Below are 22271 nucleotides of genomic sequence, written 5' to 3' on the forward strand. Positions count from 1 at the left end.
GAAGTGCAGCAATGCATGGAGCTGACCAGTACTAATCGGTCGAGGGCTTATCCAATAGCAAGTTGTAATTCGCATGTTTCGTTTCGAATCTAGTTTTCAGAGAACCAACTCTGAAATGTAAGCTACGCGTTTGGTGGCGATGGCGGAGGGGTTCCACACGTACCCATCCCGAACACGACCGTTAAGCCCTCTAGCGCCGATGGTACTTGGACCGCAGGGTCCTGGGAGAGTAGGACGCCGCCAAGCGATTTCCCTTTGGGGTATTTTTTTTGCCCCCCTTGCTAAGGAATAAGGGATATATATTAGGGCCCTTAGCTCAGTTGGTTAGAGCGCACCTCTGATAAGGGTGAGGCCGGTGGTTCGAGTCCACCAGGGCCCATAGCAAGACCACAACAAGAAATACACAGTGTATGGGGCCATAGCTCAGCTGGGAGAGCGCCTGCCTTGCAAGCAGGAGGTCAGCGGTTCGATCCCGCTTGGCTCCACCATTCCCTGATAGCTCAGTTGGTAGAGCACTCGACTGTTAATCGAGTTGTCACAGGTTCGAGCCCTGTTCGGGGAGCCAGTAAGGCCCGTTGGTCAAGGGGTTAAGACACCTCCCTTTCACGGAGGTAACAGGGGTTCGAATCCCCTACGGGTCATAATATGGAGGCTTAGCTCAGCTGGGAGAGCATCTGCCTTACAAGCAGAGGGTCGGGGGTTCGATCCCCTCAGCCTCCACCATATAACTTTATAACGACGCGGGGTGGAGCAGCCCGGTAGCTCGTCGGGCTCATAACCCGAAGGCCGCAGGTTCAAATCCTGCCCCCGCAATTATACTTTCCTTTGAGAAAGTGATCTGGAACCGTGGTGTAGTTGGCCTAACATGCCTGCCTGTCACGCAGGAGATCGCGGGTTCGAATCCCGTCGGTTCCGCCATTTTATAATTAAATATACACCGTGCCGGTGTAGCTCAACTGGTAGAGCAACTGACTTGTAATCAGTAGGTTGGGGGTTCAAGTCCTCTCGCCGGCACCATTTTTAGTATTTACATCTGAATTTGTGATAGAATGTATATTACAAGTAAAATTGTTAATACTAAGATTCTCTTAGTGGATGAATGGCTTACTCTATGGCGGTCGTGGCGAAGTGGTTAACGCACCGGTTTGTGGATCCGGCATTCGGGGGTTCAATTCCCCTCGATCGCCCCATGATTTTTTAATGGGGATTAGCCAAGCGGTAAGGCAACGGACTTTGACTCCGTCATGCATAGGTTCAAATCCTATATCCCCAGCCATTTCATTACGAGTCATTAGCTCAGTTGGTAGAGCACCTGACTTTTAATCAGGGTGTCGAAGGTTCGAGCCCTTCATGACTCACCATTATATTTTGCGGTCGTGGCGGAATTGGCAGACGCGCACGGTTCAGGTCCGTGTGGGCTAACCCCCGTGGAGGTTCGAGTCCTCTCGACCGCACCATATGTTTTGCGGAAGTGGCTCAGCGGTAGAGCATCGCCTTGCCAAGGCGAGGGTCGCGGGTTCGATTCCCGTCTTCCGCTCCAATATTTGCGCCCTTAGCTCAGCTGGATAGAGCGTTTGACTACGAATCAAAAGGCCGGGAGTTCGAATCTCTCAGGGCGCGCCATTATTCTCATAAGTATCGGGATGTAGCTCAGCTTGGTAGAGCACCTGGTTTGGGACCAGGGGGTCGCATGTTCAAATCGTGTCATCCCGATTTTTTTTATTTGCGGGTGTAGTTCAATGGTAGAACTTTAGCCTTCCAAGCTAATAGCGTGGGTTCGATTCCCATCACCCGCTTCCTAGTAACATATAGAAGAGCCTTTGCTTATAGCAAAGGCTTTTTTTGTGTTAAAAAGAATAAGTGTAATTTATTTAAAATAGGGTCAATTGTCATTTGATTAAGGATGGAATCTTTGTTTAAATAAATAGAACAATTCGTATCTGATTAACCGTATTTATTTATAAAGGAGGACAAACAGTAATGAAAAGAGCTCTGGTCATTGGTGGAAACGGAACATTAGGTAAAGCCGTTGTTGCGAAACTGAGAGATTATTCCGTTGAGGTTATTACAGCAGGTAGACAATCCGGGGATGTTCAGGTGGATATGACGTCGACAGAGAGTATTACTACCCTCTTCGAAACGGTGAGAAATATTGATTACGTCATTGTGGCGGCGGGCCAGACCCATTATGCGAAACTCGAAGAACTGACACCTGAGAACAATATGATTAGTGTGCAGGGTAAACTGCTTGGACAGGTCAATATCGTATTGATTGGACAGCACTATATTAACGACAAGGGGAGTTTCACGCTGGTCAGTGGCATTATACAAGACCACCCTATTGAGCAAGGTGCATCAAGTGCTATGGTCAATGGAGCTATTGATTCGTTTGCCAAAGCGGCAGCGTTTGAGTTACCAAGAGGCATTCGTTTGAATTCGGTTAGTCCTAATCTGTTTGTAGAGTCGGCGGAGAAATATAAGGATTTCTTTATTGGATTTAATCCTGTACCTGTAGAGAAAGTGGCTAATACGTTTATCCAGAGTGCGCTTGGGATTGAAACAGCCCAAAATTTCAAAATATATTAAAAGCCGGACAGTTATATATGATTTGATGATTACCTATCCCTAATTAATTGCAGGATGAGAAAGGTGTACATGAAATACATTTAGCTGTTAAGCATGTAGAATGATTTTTCATGAAACAGAACTGAATGAGGCCATTTGAAATATTAAATAAAAAGGAGATCCACCGGATTTTCGGTAGATCTCCTTTTGTTTGTTGTGAATGAAACAGAGGTATATTGACTATTATGGAGCAGGTAGCCCAAGAACTTCGAGCATCTCATTACGTTTGAGCGATTCGGCAATGGGGCCATCAATGAGCCATTTCTTAGCATTGAGGACATAGACATGACCATTTTGAACAGCGGGTAGGCTTTTCCATACTTGGAGTTGCTGGATTTCATTGAGTTCATCTTTTGTTTTTTGCAATGCTTCAGCTGTCCCATCTGAGCTAATGGACACGATAAAAAGATAGTCTGATTTGATTTCAGGTAAAAGCTCTACCGAGATACTGGCATTCATCCGATCCGGGTTCTCTGCCTCGAGTTTGGTAACGAGAGCATCGGGAGTGAATCCAACCTCATAACCCGCTCCTACATAACTGGAAGCTGGGAATGGCGTGGATGGAATGGAAGAGAAGAACAAACGCATATCCTTCTCTTCCAGGCGCAGGAATGCAGCTGTAGGTTTGGTCTTGGTGATATCGGCTGCAAGCTTCTGAGCTTCAGTTACTTGATCTTTATTTTTTTGTAAAAGCTGTTCAGCCCGCTCTTCAATATCTAGCGCAGTAGCTACCTGCACGATAGATTCCTGCCAATTACGGCGATCATAAGTGATCGTAGGCGCGATCTTCTCGAGTTGTTCGAGAATTTTGGCATCCAAACTGGCATTGGCAATAATGAGGTCCGGATTGGCGCTGACTACAGCTTCAAAATTGACACTTTCATTGATGGGTTCGACATCCACGCCTTGAGCTTCAAGTTGCTCATTCAGGTAATCTTGCCGACCAATAGGTGTAGCAAGTACCAGTGGTACCTCCAAGGAGAGGAGAATGTCCTCCATATTAATGGACACAATCCGTTCGGGATGTGCCGGGATTTCTTTGCTGCCACTGGCGCTCTCCACGGTCTTAGTAGCTGATTCAGTGGATGAGTCGCCATCTGTCCCCGCAGCTGATTTTACGCCATCTGCAGATGGCTGCGAAGTGCTTGCAGGTGTCTGTCCACACGCAACAAGTAACATGGCGAGTATGAGCAGGATTCCCGTTATTTTGACATAATGCTGTTTGTACATCATAATCCCCCTGTGTTTCTAATGATATTGATTCTCAGTACACTTTATATTGTAGCGGTCTCATGTTGGGGGAGACATAGCCTTCTGTGCTATCCGGTCATGGATTAATGTGCTGAGTTCCACCAAAAAGTTTCAGGGTTTCATCGATGATCTGATCATGAGCATATGGTGAATAATCCAACCACGGCATTTCATCTAGCAGATATACATGTTGGTTCTGCACAGGCATCAAATCTTGCCATAGCTGAGTATGTTGTAGTTTATGCCAACGTTGCTGGGATTCTGAGTCCTGGTCCACAATCAGTAACATGCGATCTCCAACCATTTGAGGCAACTCCTGTTCATCCAATGCACGATAGACTTGCCCTGGAAGCAGATCGTGTGAAGGGGACACGCCCAGGTCGTTATATAGAACAGCGCCCCCATTGCGTCGCCCGTAGATTAACAGATGACCCATCATGATATGAATAATGGAGACCGTGTCCTTACCGATTAAATGAGTAAGCTGCTCTTTGGCTTGGATTACCTTGTCATCGTACTGCTCCAACCATTGCTGAGCATCTTGTTGCTGTCCCACAATGGAGGCAACTTGTATGAAGTGTTCCCGCCAGCTCAATCCTTTCCATGGGATAACGATGGTAGGCGCAATTCGCTGCAGCGTTCTTTTTAACGTATGGGCTTCGTACTCATTACAGAGTATGAGGTCAGGGCTCGCTTGCATCAACAACTCAACGTTGGTTTGCCAGATATGAGGATTCATTCGTTTGCTACGTCCCAGATGATAAGGGATATTCGAGAAAAACAGATTCCTGTGTTGATCACGTCGGTTATCGATCAATGCCGCATGGGGGATGATCTGTAATGCCAGCAGATGGCCAGTGGTTCCGAAGGAGAGAGCGGCAATTTTACTGCGTTTCTGTCGTTGATAGGTAGAGGGAGACACGCCAACATATTTTTTGAATTTGCGACTAAAGTAAAACTCGTCCTGAAAACCAACCTGTGAGGCGATATGTTTGATGGTTTGGCCGGGGACGAGCAGCATCTCTTTGGCCCGGTCCATGCGGATGCTATTCACGTATTCCATGGGACTGATGCCAGTGCTGTTTTTGAATACCCGCGAATAGTGCCATACACTCATGCCTGCCACTCCGGCAAGAACTTCCCGAGAAAGATGCTCAGCATATCCAAGCTCAATAAGTTCAAGCGTTTGATCCAAAGCAGAGGTGTGTTCGGAATCTCCTATTGCACTTTCTTTGGGAGGAGCATACACATGGGTCAACAATTCATGCATCAAAGTCTGAATACGAAATGGACGATTTTCTTGAGGTACAGAGATGCATTCATGGAGCTGTGAGGCAATTCTGGTACATTCCTGAAAAAGTTCATGCGGTAACTCATCGGCATAAGCCGAACGAAGTAACCCTTTTTGGTATACCTCCATTACAGTAGATCCGGAAGTAGCTTTATTGATGTCGGAGAGAGGCTTCAACATATCAAAATATATCGCGATGCCCTGTAAAGGATGAACCTCATCCGTTGTATATTCTATCGCTGTTCCTGGCAGGATTAGATACATCTTGCCGATGGTGGCATGATTTTGCCTATGCCCGATACGAATATCGGCTTCACCGCCAGTACAGATGAGCAGCAGATGTGAGTCCGCTAATACGAATGGGGTAAGAAAAGACGCTTGATCGAGAACTTCGGATGTCTTGAATCTTGCATATAGGTTACGGGTATGGTCACCGTTAGATATCAGTGGAAAGACTTGCAAAGTCACCAGAATCCCTCCTTAACTTACGATAGTAACATTACATATGATGTATTTGAGAATAATTATCAATTATCGCATATTGTCATACAAATAAGAAGTCCATATGATAATATGAAAATGAAATAGCGAATTCTAATCATTGAACCGCGTAACTCTCCACTATAACTTGAATTGAAATAGGTTACCGAGTTGGAAAATAGCCAATACATAGTTCCCATCATCTAAACCGTTGAGCGAATAATTAGTGAAAATCTTAACTGATGTTAATCGTAGAATTACTTAAATAACAGATCATTTAATTCACTACGCAAAAAAAGACAAGCCCCTCTCCTACGATGTCCGCAGGAAGAGGAACTTGTCTTTTTAATTAGAGCTTGCGATTAGTATCTTTCCAGAATCGTCTGTGTCTTCAAGCCATCTGCAGGAATCAGCCAGTTGTTGTTCTCCAGCAACTGCAACAGTTGGGTACGCAGTCCGGATACGGCTACAGCATCATCGGTTTTGAAAGAAACCTCTACGATATTCTCAATACCTGTACCTGCTGCGTCACGGATCGGCCATACTTCGAGTGTAAGCTCTTGACCACTCCATGTACCTTCATAACGTTGGAATGTGATTGGACCATATGCACGGGATTGAGTCAGTTGTTGTTTACCCCAGTTGGAGGCAGACCAGTTTTTCAATTTGCCCGGAAGCTTGTCCAGTAACATGTTCAAGGCTTCTTGCTGGGAAGGAAGTTGGACTCCTGTCGCTTTGGTATCGACTTTTTTGGTATTGGAGAAGCTCAGCGTTTGTTTGCCATAACCCCAATCAATTTCAGCCTCGTAGTTATCATCTGATTTGTCAAATCCCTCTTGGTTAGCCAGAGTCAGCGCAGCGTTGATATCGCCATTGATCACAGGGTAGCGTTTTTTATAAGTCAATTCGTAGTTATTTTTATCATCCTTTTTGCGAAAACGTACGTTCCATCCTTGTTGATCCAATCCGAGAGCATTGGTGTCGAAGTACTCTACGTTAATATTTCTTGGCGTGGAATTTAGGCCGAGTGTCTGGATCACTTCACTGCGTGGTGTCCCATCTGTATTTAATACAAGTTCCGGCTTGGCCAGAAACTTTACTTCATAAGCAGGAACGGCATTGGCAGCAGCTGAAGCCTGGGGTGCTCCCAGAAATGTCATTCCACTTCCCAATGTTACGATGCTCAGCATCAATGAGGCGGTTACCTTTTTCCACTTTTTCAAAACCAATCACTCTCCTAATCTGGATTAACGTACAGATCCCACTTTATCGCCCGAATATATGAAAGCGATTAAAGGGAAGCGCACATTGCGTTAACCCTGCATAGATTTGATGAATGGCAAACGATAGTTTATAGCGGATCAGGGCAATCAGCCATGGAAAATGGGGAAGCCGTGACTCACCTCTCGCAGCACTTTTTTGAAGCGGTTTACTTGAACGGAAGGGTGGCGATCCTTGTTATGTACAGTATAGATATGGCGCGGTGCCTGCTCTCCCGGAATTGGAAGAACTTGAATGAGACCGTGCTGTTCCTCCCACTGTACCGCCATCCGAGACATGAATGAGACATGTCCCCCGATTAACACGAGCTGTTTGATCGCTTCCAGGGAATCCATCTCCACGGTACTCCGCAAACGAATATCATGTTGCGCAAGCCATTGATTGGTTAGCCGCCGTGTACTGGATTCATTGCCATGTAAGGCAAAAGGAATCTGCGCGATATGATCAGGTGTTAATGCATCCTTCTGGGCCAACCCATGTTGCGGGGAACAGATTAATACCAGGTCGTCTTCACATAACGTCTCTGCTTGCAGGGCAGGGCCAACAAATGGCTCGGAAGAGATCACCCCCAGATCAATCTGATGCCGAATCAGCATCTCGCGAATAACAGGTGATGGTTTGACGGATAAGACAATACGAATGCCCGGGAATTCCTGAGAAAAGGTGTTGAGTATGGTAGGCAGCAAATATGTAGCCGGTACATAGCTTGCTCCAATGTGCAGGGTGCCCCGATAGAGACTGTCATATTCCTTCACTACCCGCCTTGCCTCTTGGGTCAGAGCATTGATTTTGACGGAATAGTGGAGCAAAGCCTGTCCGGCTTCGGTTAAAAAGGTCTTTCCACTGCGCGATTCGAATAATCGCACACCCATCTCTTCCTCCAATGACTTCATATGAAATGTAACGGTAGGTTGTTTGATCCCCAGTAACTCGGCCACGCTTGTCATGTGATGATGTTTATCGATCAGCTCAACAATTTGTAATTTGATCAGATTCAATGTCCTAACACTCCTCTCACTTCTACTAGCCCCAATATATAAGATGATCTAATGTTTTTCATAAAGACGGAGAGTACAGAACCAATCTGAAGAAGCGGAGCCAAAAGCTTTCTGGAAGAAAGCTGCTTCGGAAGCATATGCTTCGCCTTTATCCCCGGATTTCTCCCTTCATAAAGGGAATATAAGAAATCTGGGGATAACAGCGATCGGAAGATGGTACTGTAATCGAAGCGACAACATGAAAATTAATTTAGTTCACCTTCTATAGATTTAATCTATGAACATCAACAGAATTCATCTAAAAAGTTAATTCCAATTTTACATACAAGACATACAACTCGCGAAAGCGGACGTTAGACTGAGAACAGTGCAAGAGATTAAGTAACAGAAGACAGGCAGGGATGCTTATGAAATTAGAGATAACAGGAATTCAAAAATCATTTAATCAAACACCCGCACTGTTGCCGACAGATCTAACGCTTGAACATGGAAAGTTCACGACCCTGCTCGGCCCATCGGGCTGTGGCAAAACAACACTGCTCCGCATGTTGGCCGGGCTGGAACAGCCGGACGCGGGGGAGATTCGTGCAGATGGTCAGTGTACCTACTCTGCGGCGAAGCGGATTGATATACCAACACACAAGCGTAATCTGGGCATGGTGTTTCAGGATTTTGCATTATGGCCGCATATGACCGTATACGAAAATGTAGCGTTTGGCCTGAAGGCCGGAAAACAGAAATCTGATCTGCGGCAAAAGGTGAATGAAGCCCTTGGCATGGTTCGCCTGCAAGGCATGGAAGACCGATATCCTCATCAGCTGTCTGGTGGACAGCAGCAACGGGTTGCTTTTGCCAGAGCCGTAGCCGTCAGACCTGGTGTGATCCTGTTCGATGAACCACTGAGCGCACTGGATGCTGTACTCCGGGAAGAGATGCGGATTGAGATGATGTCACTGGTTCGGGACATGGGATTGACTGCGCTGTACGTCACACATGATCAGATTGAAGCGATGTCGATGTCGGATGAGATTGTGGTGATGCAGAAGGGGCGGATATTGCAAAAGGGAAGCCCGGAAACGATCTACTCGGCGCCAAGTGATCCGTATGTCGCTTCGTTTATCGGAAAGTCCAACTGGCTCACGCCTAATCAATCGATGGTGCGTCCAGAGCATGTCACCTGGAACAAAACAGGTCATGACGATCTGTGTTATCCGGGGACGGTACTTAGTGTCAGCTATGTAGGTGAACGATATGAAGTACGAGTGCAGATGGAAGGGCTTGGGGTATGGACAGCCTATATGAACCAAAGGGTGCGCGTAGGGGAGCGGGTGCAGCTCTATGTAACCCCTGAGCGGATATGCCGAATGGAGGGTTATGACCACCCGAGTATGAAGCAAAACGACGCGATCGCAGTGGCATATTAAATTGTTGAACGAGCACGCAGTTGGAAGCAGAAGTACACATTTTATAAGAAACCAGGGGAGATGGACGAATATGTTGGGTATGAAAACACGGAAAAAGAGCGCAATGCTGTTATTAACAGCGGTAATGAGTATCAGTTTGTTCGGATGTAGCACAGGGAACTCCACCACAGGCAACGCAGCACAACCCGCAGGTGAAGGAAACACAGCAGCAGCGGCAGAAACAACGAAACCGGCTGGTGGCAAGTTGGTCTTGTACAGTGCTGGCCCACAGAAGCTGGCAGATAACATCGTGAGCGGATTTACAGACAAAACAGGGATCGAAGTTGAGATGTTTCAGGGAACGACAGGAAAAATTCTGGCTCGTATGGAAGCTGAGAAATCCAATCCGGTTGCAGACGTTGTAATTCTGGCTTCTTTACCTTCCGCACAGGCTCTGAAAGCCGATGGACTGACTATGCCTTACCCGGACGCAGCCAATGCAGACAAGCTGAACAAGGATTGGTCGGATGCAGAGGGCAACTACTTCAGCAGCAGTGCTTCCGCACTGGGTATTGTGTATAACACCAAACTGGTATCTACACCCCCAACAAGTTGGGCAGAGCTGGCTACGCCTGCGTGGAAAGATGCAGTGAACATTCCCGACCCAACATTATCAGGTTCAGCACTCGACTTCATCACAGGATATCTGAGCGCGAACGGTGAAAAAGGTTGGGATCTGCTGAGTGCCTATAAAGCCAATGGTGTAGCGATGGCAGGCGCCAATCAGGAAGCACTTGATCCAGTCATTACGGGTGCCAAAAGCATCGTAGCAGCAGGTGTGGACTACATGGCGTATTCCTCCAAGGCAAAAGGCGAACCACTGGATATCGTATATCCTGAGGAAGGCACGGTAATCAGCCCAAGACCGGCAGCGATTCTGAAATCCAGTCCAAATGTAGAGAACGCCAAAGCGTTCATTGACTACCTGTTGTCCGATGAAGCACAGAAGCTTGTTGCAGATGCTTATCTGATTCCGGGCCGCGAAGACATTGAAGCGACTAACCGTGCCAATGTGAAGGATATTCCACAACTTAAAGTGGATTGGAACTGGATGAGCGAACATGGCGAAGAGACAGCGGCGCGTTTTTCCGAGACTTTTAAGTAAGTACTTTTGCATAAATCCAAAGAGCGTCTTTCAATAAGCAAGGTATAGATCGAAATGCTTCTATTCGTCTATACCTTGTACCCGCCAGCGATTTGATTCGAATTATGCAAAATACCGAAAGAAGAACAAGGATAGAGACAACTAGGCAAAAGGAATACCTGCTGTCTGTGGAAAGTCATGTGAGGTGAACGTAGTGAAACCTGTTGGAATAGACAACAACCGAATTTTTCGGAGAGTGGGCGTGATTCTGGCCCTCTTTCTGCTGACCATAAGCATTGGCGTACCGCTCTTGCTGATCTTCTGGCAAAGTGTGTATCCGGACGGGCAGTGGGATTGGATGGCTCCGATTCGCACGATTACAGGTCATCATCTATCAGGTGTATTGCTGAATTCCGTCTGGCTTGGCATATGCGTTGTAGCGGTAACTACGCTGCTGGCGCTACCGCTGGCTTGGATGATGGCGAAGACCCGAATGGGCGAGCATCGTTGGGTGGATGTAATCCTGATGATTCCGTTCATGACCCCGCCGTATATCGGATCAATGGGCTGGATTCTGTTTATGCAAAAAGGGGGATATCTCCAGCAATGGGTGCCCTCATCTGCGGGCTGGAGTGAGCTGTTCTTCAGCTTCTGGGGCATGGTGCTCATCATGAGCTTACACCTGTTCCCGTTCCTGTATCTGCTGCTTCGGGATGCATTGATCCGCATCGGTGGCAATCTGGAAGAAGCGGGAGCCGTGCATGGTGCACGTGCAGGGTACCGTTTCAGACGTATTATTTTACCCTTATTGTTGTCGTCTTACGGAATGGGGATCATGCTGGTCTTTGTCAAAACGATTGCGGAATTCGGAACACCAGCAACCTTCGGGCGCAAGATTGGCTATTATGTCATGACCTCCGAGATCCATAAGTACATCTCCAGTTGGCCGATTGATTTCGGTAAGGCGACTTCGCTGGCATCGGTGCTGCTCTCCGTCTGTCTGGTGATGTGGTATATGCAGTCTGCCATGAGCCGGAAGTTCACGTATCGTCTGGTTGGTGGCAAAGGGCAACGTTCAAAGCGATATTCTCTTCGTGGCGGAGCAGGATGGTTGTGCGGGGTGCATCTTGCAATCCTGTTGATCCTGTCGATAGGTATCCCGTATTTCTCCATCATCGCCGCTTCGACCATGAAGTTACGGGGATCGGGAATTGCATTTGATAATCTGACCTTGGATCATTACAAAGAGCTGTTATCTTGGGGATCGGTGAGCATGAAGGCCATCGGGAACAGTCTCGGTCTATCCCTTGCGGCTTCAACGGTCGCTGTTATTATCGGAACTGGATTTGCGCTGGCGATCGGCAGATCATCTTCATTCATGCAGCGTGTGATTGACTTGTTCAGTCTGTTGCCTAATACGGTGCCGGGTATCGTGATGGTGGTGGGTTTGATTCTGTTCTGGAACTCACCCTGGATGCCAGTCACGTTGTATAACACCTATGGCATGGTTGTGCTCACGTACGTTGTGCTCTTCTTGCCTTACACCGTGCAGTATGTAAAATCGAGCTTTACCCAGATTGACGGAACGTTGTTCCAAGCTGGGCAAGTGTTTGGCGGGAAGCCGCTGTATATTCTGCGGCGAATCCTGATCCCGCTGATCCTGCCCGGCATGCTGGCCGGCTGGATGATGACCTTTACGATTGCTACCCGGGAGCTGGTAGGTTCGTTATTGATTCTTCCGCCGTCGATGCAGACGTCGGCTACGTATATTTTTGCCCAGTTTGAACAAGGTCAGGTGTCGTTGGGAATGGCAATGGCTGTTGTGACTGTAGGCATGACGGTGCTGATGCTGCTGGGAATCGAACTGCTGAATTCAAAGAGAAAGTGGAATGCATCATGATCAAACTGAACGTATGGGGCGGTGCAGGGGAACACGGACGTTCCGCCTATCTCCTGAGCGGGAGCCAGTTCCACCTTTTGCTGGATTGTGGTGTGAAAAAAGAAGGCACGGGCGAGTATCCGATGATTGACCCGGAGATTGTCCCGCAACTGGATGCGGTCCTGTTGTCCCACGCCCATGAGGATCATTCGGTCGCCATCCCTTTGCTGTACAAGATGGGCTACCAGGGTGAAGTGTGGACGACGAGAGAGACGAGGGCGCAGCTGCGTACGTATTTTGCCAACTGGCGAAGGTTTGCAGAACGTGTCGGAGAGAAGCTCCCTTACGATGAAGCAGATGAGCAGGCTATTCGTTATCGGTATCTGGAAGATGAGGTCGTATCCCAAACCTGGTTCCAACCGATTCCCGAAGTAAAAGTGATGTGGGGCCGGAGTGGACATCTGGCTGGATCGGTGTGGTTTGGGGTTGAAATGGAAGGTAAGCGGATTTTTTATTCCGGGGACTACACGTCAGAATCGATGCTTTTACAGGAGGATTATCCAGCGGAGGCGTTCTTACGGGAAAACATGATTCGTGAAGATACGTTGTTCGATACTCCGAGCAGTGAACAGTGGGGCGCGGAGGAACTAATTGCTATAAACAGTGGGCAAAAGGCTGGAGAACTTATAACGTCACCAGATCAGACATCTGTTGCATCAGAAGTGTCGTCAAGAACACTTGTATCCATGGAGATACCCATGAAGGAGAGAAATTTCACATCCAATGGAGCAGATGGAGCAGTCAGAGCAGGCAGAGCAAACGTAGCAGACGCTGCGCCAATATCTTCCGTCGTGGTGGATCTGGCGATCGTTGATGCGGCCTACGGTACGGACCAGGATACACAGGCCGAAAAACTGGAACAGCTTGAACGAGCCATTCGCCAGACGATTGCTCAAGGTGGAAAGGTGCTCTTACCTATGCCTGTCGTAGGGCGTGGACAGGAGATCATACTGTGGGCACAGCAACAATTCCCGGCTATTCCAATCGTAGTGGAACAAGGGCTGGTGGACGGTATGAAGCAGCTTATGCATGTTCCGTATTGGTTGAGGGAGAAGGGAGAGCATGTCATCGGAAGTTCGTTGAAAGACAAAATCGATTGCTTTCTGACTGGACGAGGATGGGATCTGCCTACGACTACCCAAGAGCGGGAACAACTGTTGGAACATCATGCTGCTTCGCTATGGTTCATTCCGGACGGCATGATGCAGTCCTCGCTTGCCCGTTGGTATTACAGTCAATTATCGGACAGGGAGGAGAATCTGATTCTGCTCACCGGGCATGTTGCTCATGGTACATTTGCTGATAAGTTGCTACGGGTTCCTGACAAGTATGGAGTGTGTGAAGTGCGGAAAATACGTTATAAAGTACATCAGGGCTGGAAGGATGTTGAACGGATGCTGCATCATGTTCCAGCAAGGCATACGGTCCTTGTGCATGCTGACCGGGCAGAGACGGACCGATTAAAAGAAGGATTGCTCAGAAATAGCCCGTCACCGAGAACAGTTATACATTCACTGTCTGCTGGTGACGAGCTATATGTGTGAATTGTGCATGAATCGAATTGATGCGTCAGATTGGAACGTCCCTGGGGACGTTCTTTTTCCATTGTTGTCTGATCAGTTAGGGTTCGCGATGAATGGGGTGTTCCAGTTCGGCATGGCCCATCAAACTATCAACGGCTTCACCATCCACCAGTATATCCAGACTCTTCACTTCATCAAATTGAAACATCGTTGTTGTTAAAGCTTCCAATGCGAGCAATTCTCCACTGGTACCGAGGTTCGCTTCAGCGGGGATATGAACATCCAAAGTCACCGTACCCTCAGCATATTGGACAGAGAGCAATTCCACCTGCTCCCAGAGGGAAACAAGCTCTGAATCGGTGTTCGTTTGTAACGCTGCAAATGTTTTTTCATATTTTTCGGAGTCATCCTTGTACTCAATTTCCTGCTCTGTTTTCTCTAGCTCAAGTACCTGAGAGTCTGCCAAATATACATCGACGACTTGTGTATTCATTGTGCCCAGATCCACCTCCGTTTCGGATGGGTTTGGTGCCTGCACCTGTCCTCCCTGAATAGCAGGTTCATTCGAACCGGATTGGCTCACTGGCTTCTGGGCACACCCAACTCCGATAAGGATCAAGCATGATAATATAAGTGCACAACCTAGCTTCTTATTCAAAGAATCACTTCCTTCATCTGATTTATTTGATGATTTATAGGCCCAAATACTCCTTGATTCCATCGGCTATCGCTTGAGCGGCTTTCATCTGAACAACTTCGGACGACATCAGTTCTTCATCGAGCACATTACTCAAGAATCCCACTTCCAAAAGCACTGCAGGCATGGTCGTGTCTCGGATTACTTCCAAGTTGCCATTCTTCACACCACGATCTCTGAGACCCATGGCTTTCACCAAACGTTGATGAATGATAGTAGCTAATTCCTTGCTGTTACTGCGTTGATAATAATATGTCTCCGTACCTGTGGCTTGGGGGGCGGACTTCACGCTATTGCCATGGATAGATACAAATACATCCGCATTTAATTGATTGGCGAGTTGAACACGCTCAGGGCGGGTCGGATAGGTATCACCTTCACGAGTCATCACCAATTCGATATTGGGTTCATTGAGCAACAGGGCTTGTACTTTGTGAGCTAATGCCAGATTGTATTCCTTTTCGGGTTTGTTCGTGATGCTGATAGTCCCTGGATCACTGCCACCGTGTCCTGGATCGATGACCACAACCTTGCGTCCTGAGTCGCCTACTGGAGTGACTGGAGCAGGTGTGACATTGTCACCCGCAACATTCAGATCAATAATCAGTTTGTCGGCAATGACGTTCTGGTTGTACTGGACATCCTTCACATTATTCAATTCTACGACAATGCGAACTTGTGCCGGTTCTCGTTTGAACAGTGAATATCTCACTTCTGTCACATTGGGATAACCGCTCACATCCAACTTGCCATTGAGTCCTTGATCTAGCGGCTGGGAGATATCGCCAAAGGTGGCTCCGGGCAAGTCCACAACCAGACGATCAGGGTACTTGAGGGTCGTTACTATCGGCTGAACGGCCCCATCGGTGGATAAAACGAGCTGATTATTGGCAAATTGGATATCGGTAACCTGAGCGGTAGAGCTTGAATCCCCTTTTCCAGGACTATTTCCTGGTTCAATAGCAGGTTCCTTACTGGTGTTTGTTAAGTATACGATCTTGTCTTGATTGTTCCATCTTACCTTAAGCCCCATTTGTTCACTGACAAATCGAATGGGAACCACCAGCGTTTTATTCAAAATCTGCGGTGCTGTGTTCAAAGTGACTTGTTTGTCAGCAACCATGGCTTGCTTTTGATCGACGGTTAGGGAAATCGTCTGTTGATCTTGCTGAATTTTTACAGTGCGTGCTTGTTGGTTCCAATCGACTTTGAATTTCAAATTTTCGGCAACGACACGAATTGGGATCATCACGTTTTTATTGATAATCGTCACCTGTACATCACTTGGGAGGACTAATTCCTCTCCATCCATAAAGATTTTCGACGTGCTTGCAGCGGCATTTCCCTGATTAGGGAGCAAAACGAGTAAGAACAGACTTAAAAACAGTAGTAAAATGGTTTTCTTCATTATGCACCTCGACTAATATTAGAGCATTTTCTTAATTCCAAAATATCCCTACATATTATAAACGGTAAAAATGTAAAAATGTTTCTCTTCTGATATCTAATTATCAATTGATGGAAGAAAACATGATGTGTGATCGCAAATGGGATGAATATTTCTCTTTTTATTTTCAATGATGTAATTAAATTTCATATAATGTTTGACTTGTGAAATTTAATATCATATACTGGGTGAAATTATGGCAGGATGACGTGTTCATCGGGTCTTGCAGGAGGTTGGAAGTGGATGGATACAGGCAGCTATCCGATGTGGGAGAAGTATCGTTTGAAGCAGGAGCATCTGGTCATCGGACTAATGTCAGGAACGTCACTTGATGGAACTGACGCGGCACTGGTGCGTATTCAAACCGATATGAGCGGGGCATTACAGCAGATAGAGCTGGTTGATTTCGTCTGTGTGCCGTATTCGAATGGATTGAGAGACGTACTGATCCGGTTATGTTCACCGGGGACGGCGCGTGTCGACGAGCTGACAGCCGCGCACTTTGGTGTATCGGAGTGGTATGCGCATAGCGTTACGGAACTGATGCAGTCTGCCGGTATCTCAACGCAGCAGGTGGAAATGATTAGCATGCATGGACAGACGGTATGGCATGCTCCTGTAGCATCTGCATTTCCAGGGCCAACGGGAGCAAGTATTGATGTGGTATCGACATTGCAGATCGGTGAATGTGCTGTCGTTCGAGAACGGACAGGACTTCCAGTGATTGGCAACCTGCGGGCAAGGGATATGGCGGCTGGTGGGGAAGGTGCCCCGCTTACGCCTTATGCGGATGCTCTGATGTTCCGTAGCCCGACGGAAGGACGGCTGGTGCAGAATATCGGTGGCATTGGCAATGTGACGGTGCTTCCCGAGGAGTCATCTACCGAAGGTATTTCGGCATTTGATACGGGACCAGGGAATATGGTGATGGACGCCATTGTGCGGCAGGCAACGGATGGGCGGCAGCATTATGATCCGAATGGAAGTATTGCCGCACAGGGAAAGGTCGATCAGGGTCTGGTAGACCTGTGTTTGGAGGATGAGTATTTCAAAAGACTTCCACCGAAAAGTACCGGGCGAGAAGTATATGGAGCCGCGTATGCAGTGAGACTGATGGAGATGGCCGCAAAGCGTTCCTTATCTCTTGAAGATACGCTGGCTACTGCCACCTGTCTGACCGCGGAAACCATCGTGCGTGCAGTGAAGGATTTTATCCTGCCCAAGGTGCAAATATCGGCCATGCTCGCGTGCGGTGGTGGCACTTCCAATGCCACGTTAATGGAGATGATCCGTCAGAGACTACCGAAGGATATCCGTTTGGAGCGAACGGCAGATTATGGTATACCCGATGATGCTCGGGAAGCCATTGGATTTGCTTTACTTGGCCATGAGGCACTTATGGGAAGAACCAATACACTTCCGGCAGTAACCGGCGCAAAACACGCCGTAATCTCGGGCAATCTCACACTTTAGTGAGACCTGAATTTAATATGAGTTCAGTTATGGAAGGGCGAGGAATTCGATTAGACGCGAGTGGAATTATAAGATAAAATGCTTGTACATGAATGCAGTACGGAAAGGAGGAGCGAATGGAAGGCATGAAAGGTGGACTTGTACGTTTACGCGCATTAATGGATGACTTGACCCCGTCCGAACGGAAGATCGGAGCTTATATTCTCGATCACCCGCAAGAAACTGTTCAATCCTCGGTGGCCCAGTTGTCTGAACGGAGTGGAGGCAGCCCAGCTGCCATTATCCGTCTCTGCAAATCACTAGGTGTAACGGGTTTTCAGGAGCTGAAGCTGAAGATTGCCGGAGATTTGCAGACGAGTGAGCCATATCAATATACGGAGATTCGTCCCCAGGACTCCATGGAGAGCATTATTCAGCATGTGTCCGCAAACAATATTCAGTCGGTGAAGGATACGGTTCATATTCTGGACCCACGTCTGGTGGAAAAAGCTGTGGACGTGCTTCATCAGGCAAACCGGATCTTTTTCTATGGAGTAGGGGCCTCCAACCTGATTGCGCTGGATGCACATTACAAGTTCATGCGAATCAATCGCACAAGCTTTTCGTTCGCCGATCCGCATATGCAGATTTCGTCCGCAACGACGCTTCGTGAGGATGATGCGGTTGTATGTATCTCGTATTCAGGGGAGACGTCGAACGTAATCTCCTGTCTCAAGCATGCTCATGATGGTGGTGCAGCGACAATCAGCATTACCAAGTGGGGCAGCAATACACTCAGTAGTATGGCGGATGTGCCCCTGATGATTACTTCTACCGAAAGTGATATTCGGAGCGGAGCAACTTCGTCACGGATTGCACAGTTGAACGTGATCGATATTTTGTATCTGGCGATTGCCAGTCGGGATTACAACCAGTCGGTGGAATATTTGGAAAAGAGTCGGCAGGCTATTCTGGAGCACAAGTGAAGTAGAACCATATGAATCCCTTTCTGTTTATGCAGGAGGGGATTTTTTGACGGATTATATCCGCTTTTAGAATAAAAAAATAAAAAAAAGAGCCCAGACTAATGTTGGGCTCCTCTCTTACCACCTCTAATAATACCCCTTGATACGGCTCAGGAAGGCCCCGCAATGGCGCTGCGGACAAATCCGTCAGCCAGATCAAGCCTGTGCTGGGCTTCCGTTGCGTCCACACCTGCCATCAGCATGACGATTGCCGTTTTAACATGACCGTCTGCACCGGTAAAAGCCTCTTCAATATCCGCTTCATTTGCTCCGGTTGCTAGATGGATCATGCGTTTGGCACGATGGACAAGCTTCTCATTCGAAGGGTTCAGATCAACCATGAAATTACGGTAAACCTTGCCCAGACGAATCATGGCGGTAGTGGTGAGCATGTTCAGAATCATTTTCTGTGCGCTGCCTGCCTTCATACGTGTTGAACCCATGACAACCTCTGGGCCGACAACAGCCTCAATGCTCACATCAGCCAACAGGGTCATCGGCGTGCCTGCATTATTACTCAGGCTGATCACCGTAGCCCCGATCTCCTTGGCATGTCTCATCGCACCCAGCACATACGGTGTTCGTCCACTGGCTGCAATGCCAACCACGACATCGTTTTTGTCTAAGCCATGTTCATCAAGGTCGGCAGCTCCCAACTCCTCACTATCTTCAGCACCTTCAACTGGGTCCTTCACTGCCCGGAATCCCCCTGCAATAATACCCTGTACCATGGAGGGCGGGGTTCCGTAGGTAGGCGGGCATTCCGAAGCGTCAAGTATTCCTAATCGTCCACTGGTACCTGCGCCTACATAAAAAAGCCTGCCGCCAGACTGAAATGCCTCCAAGATCCGATCCGCAGCTTGAGCAATGACCGGAATCAGGGGCTGAATGAGCTCCGCAATGCGTTGATCTTCCTTATTAATGAGTTCCATAATTTCTGCCGAAGGCAATTCATCTATATGATCCGTTAGTGGATTGGGTTGTTCTGTTAGTAGTGAATTCAGCATGTGATTCATCCGTATGGCCTCCTTCTCTCTTTTAAAATGATTCATTCAGGGAACAGCGTTTTCTTGCCAGTTGTGCTGCGCCAACCGCTGGAGCGGGGGCATCTTCACGATATACAAAGTCCAACTCTCCATAATATCCTGATAACTTCTGGATAAATGTATTTCGGAAAAGTGTAGCGTATCGAAACATTGATCCGGACAGGACAACCGGAGTGGATGCAAATTGGGGATGACGGGCAATCAGTGCCTTGGCGGTATCCGCCAATTGTGAGGCTTCGTCAATGATCAGTGCCTGGGCGGCCTCATCTCCGAGTTCAGCTGCTTCCATAGCTAAGCGGGCGATGGATGCGGTCTCGGTTTTGCCCCAATCCGTCTGATACACTCGCGTCTTTAACTCCGATATATCCCGAAGGTTCAGATTCTTTAGAAGAAGCGGGGTTAAACGGGTTGGAGGAAGAACACCGTCATAACTCTGCATAACCACTTGGAGTGCACGCTGCCCAATACGATAGCCACTCCCCTCATCTCCGAGCAGATGACCCCAGCCTCCTGCACGGTATCGCTCGCCTTCCCGCGTAAATCCGTACACGATGGAACCTGTTCCAGAGATACACAATACACCGTGCGTATGTCCGAGAGAAGCCATCAGAGCAATCTCTCCTTCGGATACAACCCAGACTGGACAACCTTCTGATGCCTGTTGATTACGACTCTTCATATAGTTATTTACTGCTTCGGCTATAAGTTGCCGTTCTTGGATCGTATCTACACCTGACATACCAAGGCATATACCCTCACAATTTGTCGATAAATCACTTATTAGATTAAATAGCTGTTCCAGCACTCGTTGCAGTTCAGAAATGGCCTGTTCAGTTGATACGCTGTGAGGATTCGTGGGACCGCCGCTGAGTCGGGCAAGAATTTCACCAGATTCAGAAATGATTGCTGCATCAGTATTGGTACCGCCTCCATCTACGCCTACATACATTCGCAAAGTGGCTCACCTCGCTTGCTTGGGTTTTCTTTTTACATAGTATAGTTGCATGAAAAGAAAAAGTAAAATTAAATTTTATAATAAAAAATAATGTTGAATTTTTATTTTACAACTCATATAATGAATTCAATCTACAATTTTGGAAGGAATTAATACTGTTAATGTCAATTAAGTTGACGTTAATATTGCATTTAAGAGATTTAGCTTGCGACTGGCAGGCCCAATCTACAGGGGAGGTGCTTTTCCTTACTGCCGCGTGTATAGGTGGATTGCGTTTGAAGGCCGAACGATCACAAAGGGGTAGCATGGTTAGGCAATGAAAGAATCGGATGATGACATGCAAAGGAGATGAAGGGATGAAAAAGAAGGGTCTGGTATGGGCAATGTTGTTGATGATGGTCTGGGTTACAGCCTGTGGGAATAGCGGAGGTGCTGCTTCGGATGACCCGAATGCCGATGATACGGTAACGGTATGGACCTATCCTGTACATGGCACATATGAAGATGAACTGAAGGATCTAATCTCTGATTTCAATAAAGAACACCCGAACATTACCGTGAAGACGGAAATGCTCTCCTGGGCGGAAGGGCCCAAAAAATTCGATGTCGCTCTGAACGCGGGCAACCCGCCGGATCTTTACTTTCATAGTGTAGACGGCACATATGTGAATACGGGATTGGCACTTGAGCTCGACAGCTACCTGACACCTGAGATCAAGGACGACTACCTGCCGGGTACGCTGGATTTGGGCCAGATTCAGGGGAAACAGTACGGACTGCCGTTGTATCAATTCCAATGGGCTTGGGGTGGGAACAAACGCATTCTGGAGGAAGCAGGAATTGATTGGAAGTCCATTCAGCAAAATGGCTGGACCTGGTCCGAGTTCAACGATGCTGCTGCCAAGTTGACCAAAACGCTGGATGGCGGGGCCAAGCAATATGCACTGGTTACCGACGGAACCTCGCTTGACTTCATTGAAATGCTGTCCCGTAACAACGGGATGATCGATGTTCTGGATAAAGACGGCACGTTCCAATGGAATGATGGGCGCATTCTGGATACCCTCTCTTTTATCAAAAACCTGATGGATCAAGGGTATATGCCGAAGGAAACGGCGGCTCTTGCTCCAGCAAAACGGACGGATATGTTCTACGCGGGGGAAACGGCGATCATCTCCAAAGCGATTCCTTATTATGATGTGATGATTCAGAACCGTAACAAGGACATCGATGATGGCAAGGTGCAGGGAGAGAAGATTGATTTTGTCTTGTTGCCTGTACCGCATAATGATGCTCAACCTGCGGCCACAACGATGGGCGGCGAAGGGTATGTAGCGTTCAAACAGAAAAAGGACAAGGGCGAACAGCATGCTAAAAATACGTTCCTGGCGATGGAGGCGCTTAGTGGTGCCAAAGCAGGGAACTCGGCCAATGAACTGGCGCTTCCATTCGTAAGACAGTCCCAGGTGGATCTGTTTAAAGGAAAAGAGCTTGGTCAACCGGATAATCTGGCTGCTGCAAAAGTCATGGCAGAGAATATCGCGATGCCGGTTGTACTGGAACTGGATATCGACAAAGCATCCCAGCAAAAACAATTCAAGGAACAGGTTGTGAAGCCTAATATTCAGGCGCTGTTCTCGGGTGAAAAATCACCGGAGCAGATCGCAGAAGACTTCAAGAGCAAAGGCCAGCAGATGTTTGGACAATAACTCGG

16 protein-coding genes, 16 tRNA genes and 1 rRNA gene are annotated in these 22271 nt (G+C 47.7%); 25 read left to right on the top strand and 8 right to left on the bottom strand.

Features of this window, described 5'->3' with window-relative positions; genetic code table 11:
* The first annotated feature begins 129 nt into the window (after window positions 1-129).
* The 18 genes from rrf (at window position 130) to CXK86_RS26605 (ending at window position 2586) form a co-directional block, all read left to right on the top strand.
* Window positions 130-246: ribosomal RNA gene (gene rrf, locus CXK86_RS26520) — 5S ribosomal RNA — on the top strand.
* Between the two features lie 59 nt (window positions 247-305).
* Window positions 306-379: transfer RNA gene (locus CXK86_RS26525), tRNA-Ile, on the top strand.
* A 33-nt stretch (window positions 380-412) separates the two neighbouring features.
* A tRNA-Ala gene (locus CXK86_RS26530) sits at window positions 413-488 on the top strand.
* A gap of 1 nt (window position 489) precedes the next feature.
* Window positions 490-565 (top strand) — tRNA-Asn (locus tag CXK86_RS26535).
* 4 nt (window positions 566-569) lie between these two features.
* Window positions 570-641 (top strand) — tRNA-Glu (locus CXK86_RS26540).
* 6 nt (window positions 642-647) lie between these two features.
* Window positions 648-723: transfer RNA gene (locus tag CXK86_RS26545), tRNA-Val, on the top strand.
* 16 nt (window positions 724-739) lie between these two features.
* A tRNA-Met gene (locus CXK86_RS26550) sits at window positions 740-813 on the top strand.
* Window positions 814-840: 27 nt separating this feature from the next.
* Window positions 841-918: transfer RNA gene (locus CXK86_RS26555), tRNA-Asp, on the top strand.
* Window positions 919-941: 23 nt separating this feature from the next.
* Window positions 942-1017 (top strand) — tRNA-Thr (locus CXK86_RS26560).
* A 97-nt stretch (window positions 1018-1114) separates the two neighbouring features.
* A tRNA-His gene (locus CXK86_RS26565) sits at window positions 1115-1190 on the top strand.
* A gap of 11 nt (window positions 1191-1201) precedes the next feature.
* Window positions 1202-1276 (top strand) — tRNA-Gln (locus CXK86_RS26570).
* Between the two features lie 9 nt (window positions 1277-1285).
* Window positions 1286-1361 (top strand) — tRNA-Lys (locus tag CXK86_RS26575).
* 9 nt (window positions 1362-1370) lie between these two features.
* A tRNA-Leu gene (locus tag CXK86_RS26580) sits at window positions 1371-1457 on the top strand.
* Between the two features lie 8 nt (window positions 1458-1465).
* Window positions 1466-1540 (top strand) — tRNA-Gly (locus tag CXK86_RS26585).
* Between the two features lie 6 nt (window positions 1541-1546).
* Window positions 1547-1623, top strand: a tRNA-Arg gene (locus CXK86_RS26590).
* A gap of 16 nt (window positions 1624-1639) precedes the next feature.
* Window positions 1640-1713 (top strand) — tRNA-Pro (locus CXK86_RS26595).
* Window positions 1714-1725: 12 nt separating this feature from the next.
* Window positions 1726-1796: transfer RNA gene (locus CXK86_RS26600), tRNA-Gly, on the top strand.
* 184 nt (window positions 1797-1980) lie between these two features.
* Entirely contained in the window at window positions 1981-2586 is a 606-nt protein-coding gene (locus tag CXK86_RS26605) for a short chain dehydrogenase (RefSeq protein ID WP_076329870.1), read from the top strand.
* Window positions 2587-2808: 222 nt separating this feature from the next.
* Here the strand turns inward: CXK86_RS26605 and CXK86_RS26610 are convergent, their stop codons facing one another.
* The 4 genes from CXK86_RS26610 to CXK86_RS26625 form a co-directional block, all read right to left on the bottom strand.
* On the bottom strand, window positions 2809-3855 hold the full coding sequence (locus CXK86_RS26610) for an ABC transporter substrate-binding protein (protein WP_180361874.1): 1047 nt from the start codon (window positions 3853-3855) through the stop codon (window positions 2809-2811).
* A 97-nt stretch (window positions 3856-3952) separates the two neighbouring features.
* A complete protein-coding gene (locus CXK86_RS26615) occupies window positions 3953-5635 on the bottom strand; it encodes an AraC family transcriptional regulator (RefSeq protein WP_101314832.1) in 1683 nt (560 codons plus the stop codon).
* Window positions 5636-6009: 374 nt separating this feature from the next.
* On the bottom strand, window positions 6010-6870 hold the full coding sequence (locus tag CXK86_RS26620; RefSeq protein ID WP_076319606.1) for a hypothetical protein: 861 nt from the start codon (window positions 6868-6870) through the stop codon (window positions 6010-6012).
* 147 nt (window positions 6871-7017) lie between these two features.
* Window positions 7018-7926 carry a LysR family transcriptional regulator gene (locus tag CXK86_RS26625; RefSeq protein ID WP_101314833.1) on the bottom strand — a complete coding sequence of 303 codons (909 nt, stop codon included), beginning with the start codon at window positions 7924-7926 and terminating at the stop codon, window positions 7018-7020.
* Between the two features lie 407 nt (window positions 7927-8333).
* On the opposite strand from CXK86_RS26625, the gene CXK86_RS26630 reads away from it, so the two are divergent.
* The 4 genes from CXK86_RS26630 (at window position 8334) to CXK86_RS32790 (ending at window position 13956) form a co-directional block, all read left to right on the top strand.
* Window positions 8334-9350: an ABC transporter ATP-binding protein gene (locus tag CXK86_RS26630; RefSeq protein ID WP_101314884.1), complete on the top strand. Its 1017-nt coding sequence runs from the start codon at window positions 8334-8336 to the stop codon at window positions 9348-9350.
* A 70-nt stretch (window positions 9351-9420) separates the two neighbouring features.
* Window positions 9421-10494, top strand: a complete 1074-nt coding sequence (locus CXK86_RS26635) for an ABC transporter substrate-binding protein (protein WP_101314834.1) — start codon at window positions 9421-9423, stop codon at window positions 10492-10494.
* 193 nt (window positions 10495-10687) lie between these two features.
* The gene (locus CXK86_RS26640) at window positions 10688-12373 is read left to right on the top strand and encodes an ABC transporter permease (RefSeq protein WP_101314835.1); all 1686 of its coding nucleotides are present in this window, start codon (window positions 10688-10690) and stop codon (window positions 12371-12373) included.
* A complete protein-coding gene (locus tag CXK86_RS32790) occupies window positions 12370-13956 on the top strand; it encodes an MBL fold metallo-hydrolase (RefSeq protein ID WP_257468221.1) in 1587 nt (528 codons plus the stop codon). Before CXK86_RS26640 ends, CXK86_RS32790 begins: the two co-directional genes overlap by 4 nt.
* Before the next feature lie 76 nt (window positions 13957-14032).
* Here CXK86_RS32790 and CXK86_RS26655 read toward each other — a convergent pair whose 3' ends face one another.
* Both CXK86_RS26655 and CXK86_RS26660 read right to left on the bottom strand, forming a co-directional pair.
* A complete protein-coding gene (locus CXK86_RS26655) occupies window positions 14033-14593 on the bottom strand; it encodes a GerMN domain-containing protein (RefSeq protein WP_180361875.1) in 561 nt (186 codons plus the stop codon).
* Between the two features lie 34 nt (window positions 14594-14627).
* On the bottom strand, window positions 14628-16040 hold the full coding sequence (locus CXK86_RS26660) for an N-acetylmuramoyl-L-alanine amidase family protein (RefSeq protein ID WP_076329877.1): 1413 nt from the start codon (window positions 16038-16040) through the stop codon (window positions 14628-14630).
* 282 nt (window positions 16041-16322) lie between these two features.
* On the opposite strand from CXK86_RS26660, the gene CXK86_RS26665 reads away from it, so the two are divergent.
* A complete protein-coding gene (locus CXK86_RS26665) occupies window positions 16323-17552 on the top strand; it encodes an anhydro-N-acetylmuramic acid kinase (protein WP_101314837.1) in 1230 nt (409 codons plus the stop codon).
* 125 nt (window positions 17553-17677) lie between these two features.
* Window positions 17678-18517 carry a MurR/RpiR family transcriptional regulator gene (locus tag CXK86_RS26670; protein WP_036616797.1) on the top strand — a complete coding sequence of 280 codons (840 nt, stop codon included), beginning with the start codon at window positions 17678-17680 and terminating at the stop codon, window positions 18515-18517.
* 149 nt (window positions 18518-18666) lie between these two features.
* Here the strand turns inward: CXK86_RS26670 and murQ are convergent, their stop codons facing one another.
* Window positions 18667-19572, bottom strand: a complete 906-nt coding sequence (gene murQ / locus CXK86_RS26675; RefSeq protein ID WP_100527788.1) for an N-acetylmuramic acid 6-phosphate etherase — start codon at window positions 19570-19572, stop codon at window positions 18667-18669.
* A 22-nt stretch (window positions 19573-19594) separates the two neighbouring features.
* Entirely contained in the window at window positions 19595-20551 is a 957-nt protein-coding gene (locus tag CXK86_RS26680) for an N-acetylglucosamine kinase (RefSeq protein ID WP_101314838.1), read from the bottom strand.
* Window positions 20552-20913: 362 nt separating this feature from the next.
* Between CXK86_RS26680 and CXK86_RS26685 the strand changes: the two genes are divergently transcribed.
* Window positions 20914-22266, top strand: coding sequence for an ABC transporter substrate-binding protein (locus CXK86_RS26685; protein WP_101314839.1), 1353 nt, complete (start codon window positions 20914-20916; stop codon window positions 22264-22266).
* The last annotated feature ends 5 nt before the right edge of the window (window positions 22267-22271 follow it).

The sequence above is a fragment of the Paenibacillus sp. BGI2013 genome (assembly GCF_002843485.1).
Classification (GTDB): Bacteria; Bacillota; Bacilli; order Paenibacillales; family Paenibacillaceae; genus Paenibacillus; species Paenibacillus amylolyticus.

Bases quoted from the DNA above. Each gene is read 5' to 3' on its own strand.
- CXK86_RS26605 (WP_076329870.1), top strand. From the start codon at position 1,981: ATGAAAAGAGCTCTGGTCATTGGTGGAAACGGAACATTAGGTAAAGCC.
- CXK86_RS26610 (WP_180361874.1), bottom strand. From the start codon at position 3,855: ATGTACAAACAGCATTATGTCAAAATAACGGGAATCCTGCTCATACTC.
- CXK86_RS26630 (WP_101314884.1), top strand. From the start codon at position 8,334: ATGAAATTAGAGATAACAGGAATTCAAAAATCATTTAATCAAACACCC.
- CXK86_RS26635 (WP_101314834.1), top strand. From the start codon at position 9,421: ATGTTGGGTATGAAAACACGGAAAAAGAGCGCAATGCTGTTATTAACA.
- CXK86_RS32790 (WP_257468221.1), top strand. From the start codon at position 12,370: ATGATCAAACTGAACGTATGGGGCGGTGCAGGGGAACACGGACGTTCC.
- CXK86_RS26660 (WP_076329877.1), bottom strand. From the start codon at position 16,040: ATGAAGAAAACCATTTTACTACTGTTTTTAAGTCTGTTCTTACTCGTT.
- CXK86_RS26665 (WP_101314837.1), top strand. From the start codon at position 16,323: ATGGATACAGGCAGCTATCCGATGTGGGAGAAGTATCGTTTGAAGCAG.
- CXK86_RS26670 (WP_036616797.1), top strand. From the start codon at position 17,678: ATGAAAGGTGGACTTGTACGTTTACGCGCATTAATGGATGACTTGACC.
- murQ (WP_100527788.1), bottom strand. From the start codon at position 19,572: ATGAATCACATGCTGAATTCACTACTAACAGAACAACCCAATCCACTA.
- CXK86_RS26680 (WP_101314838.1), bottom strand. From the start codon at position 20,551: ATGTATGTAGGCGTAGATGGAGGCGGTACCAATACTGATGCAGCAATC.
- CXK86_RS26685 (WP_101314839.1), top strand. From the start codon at position 20,914: ATGAAAAAGAAGGGTCTGGTATGGGCAATGTTGTTGATGATGGTCTGG.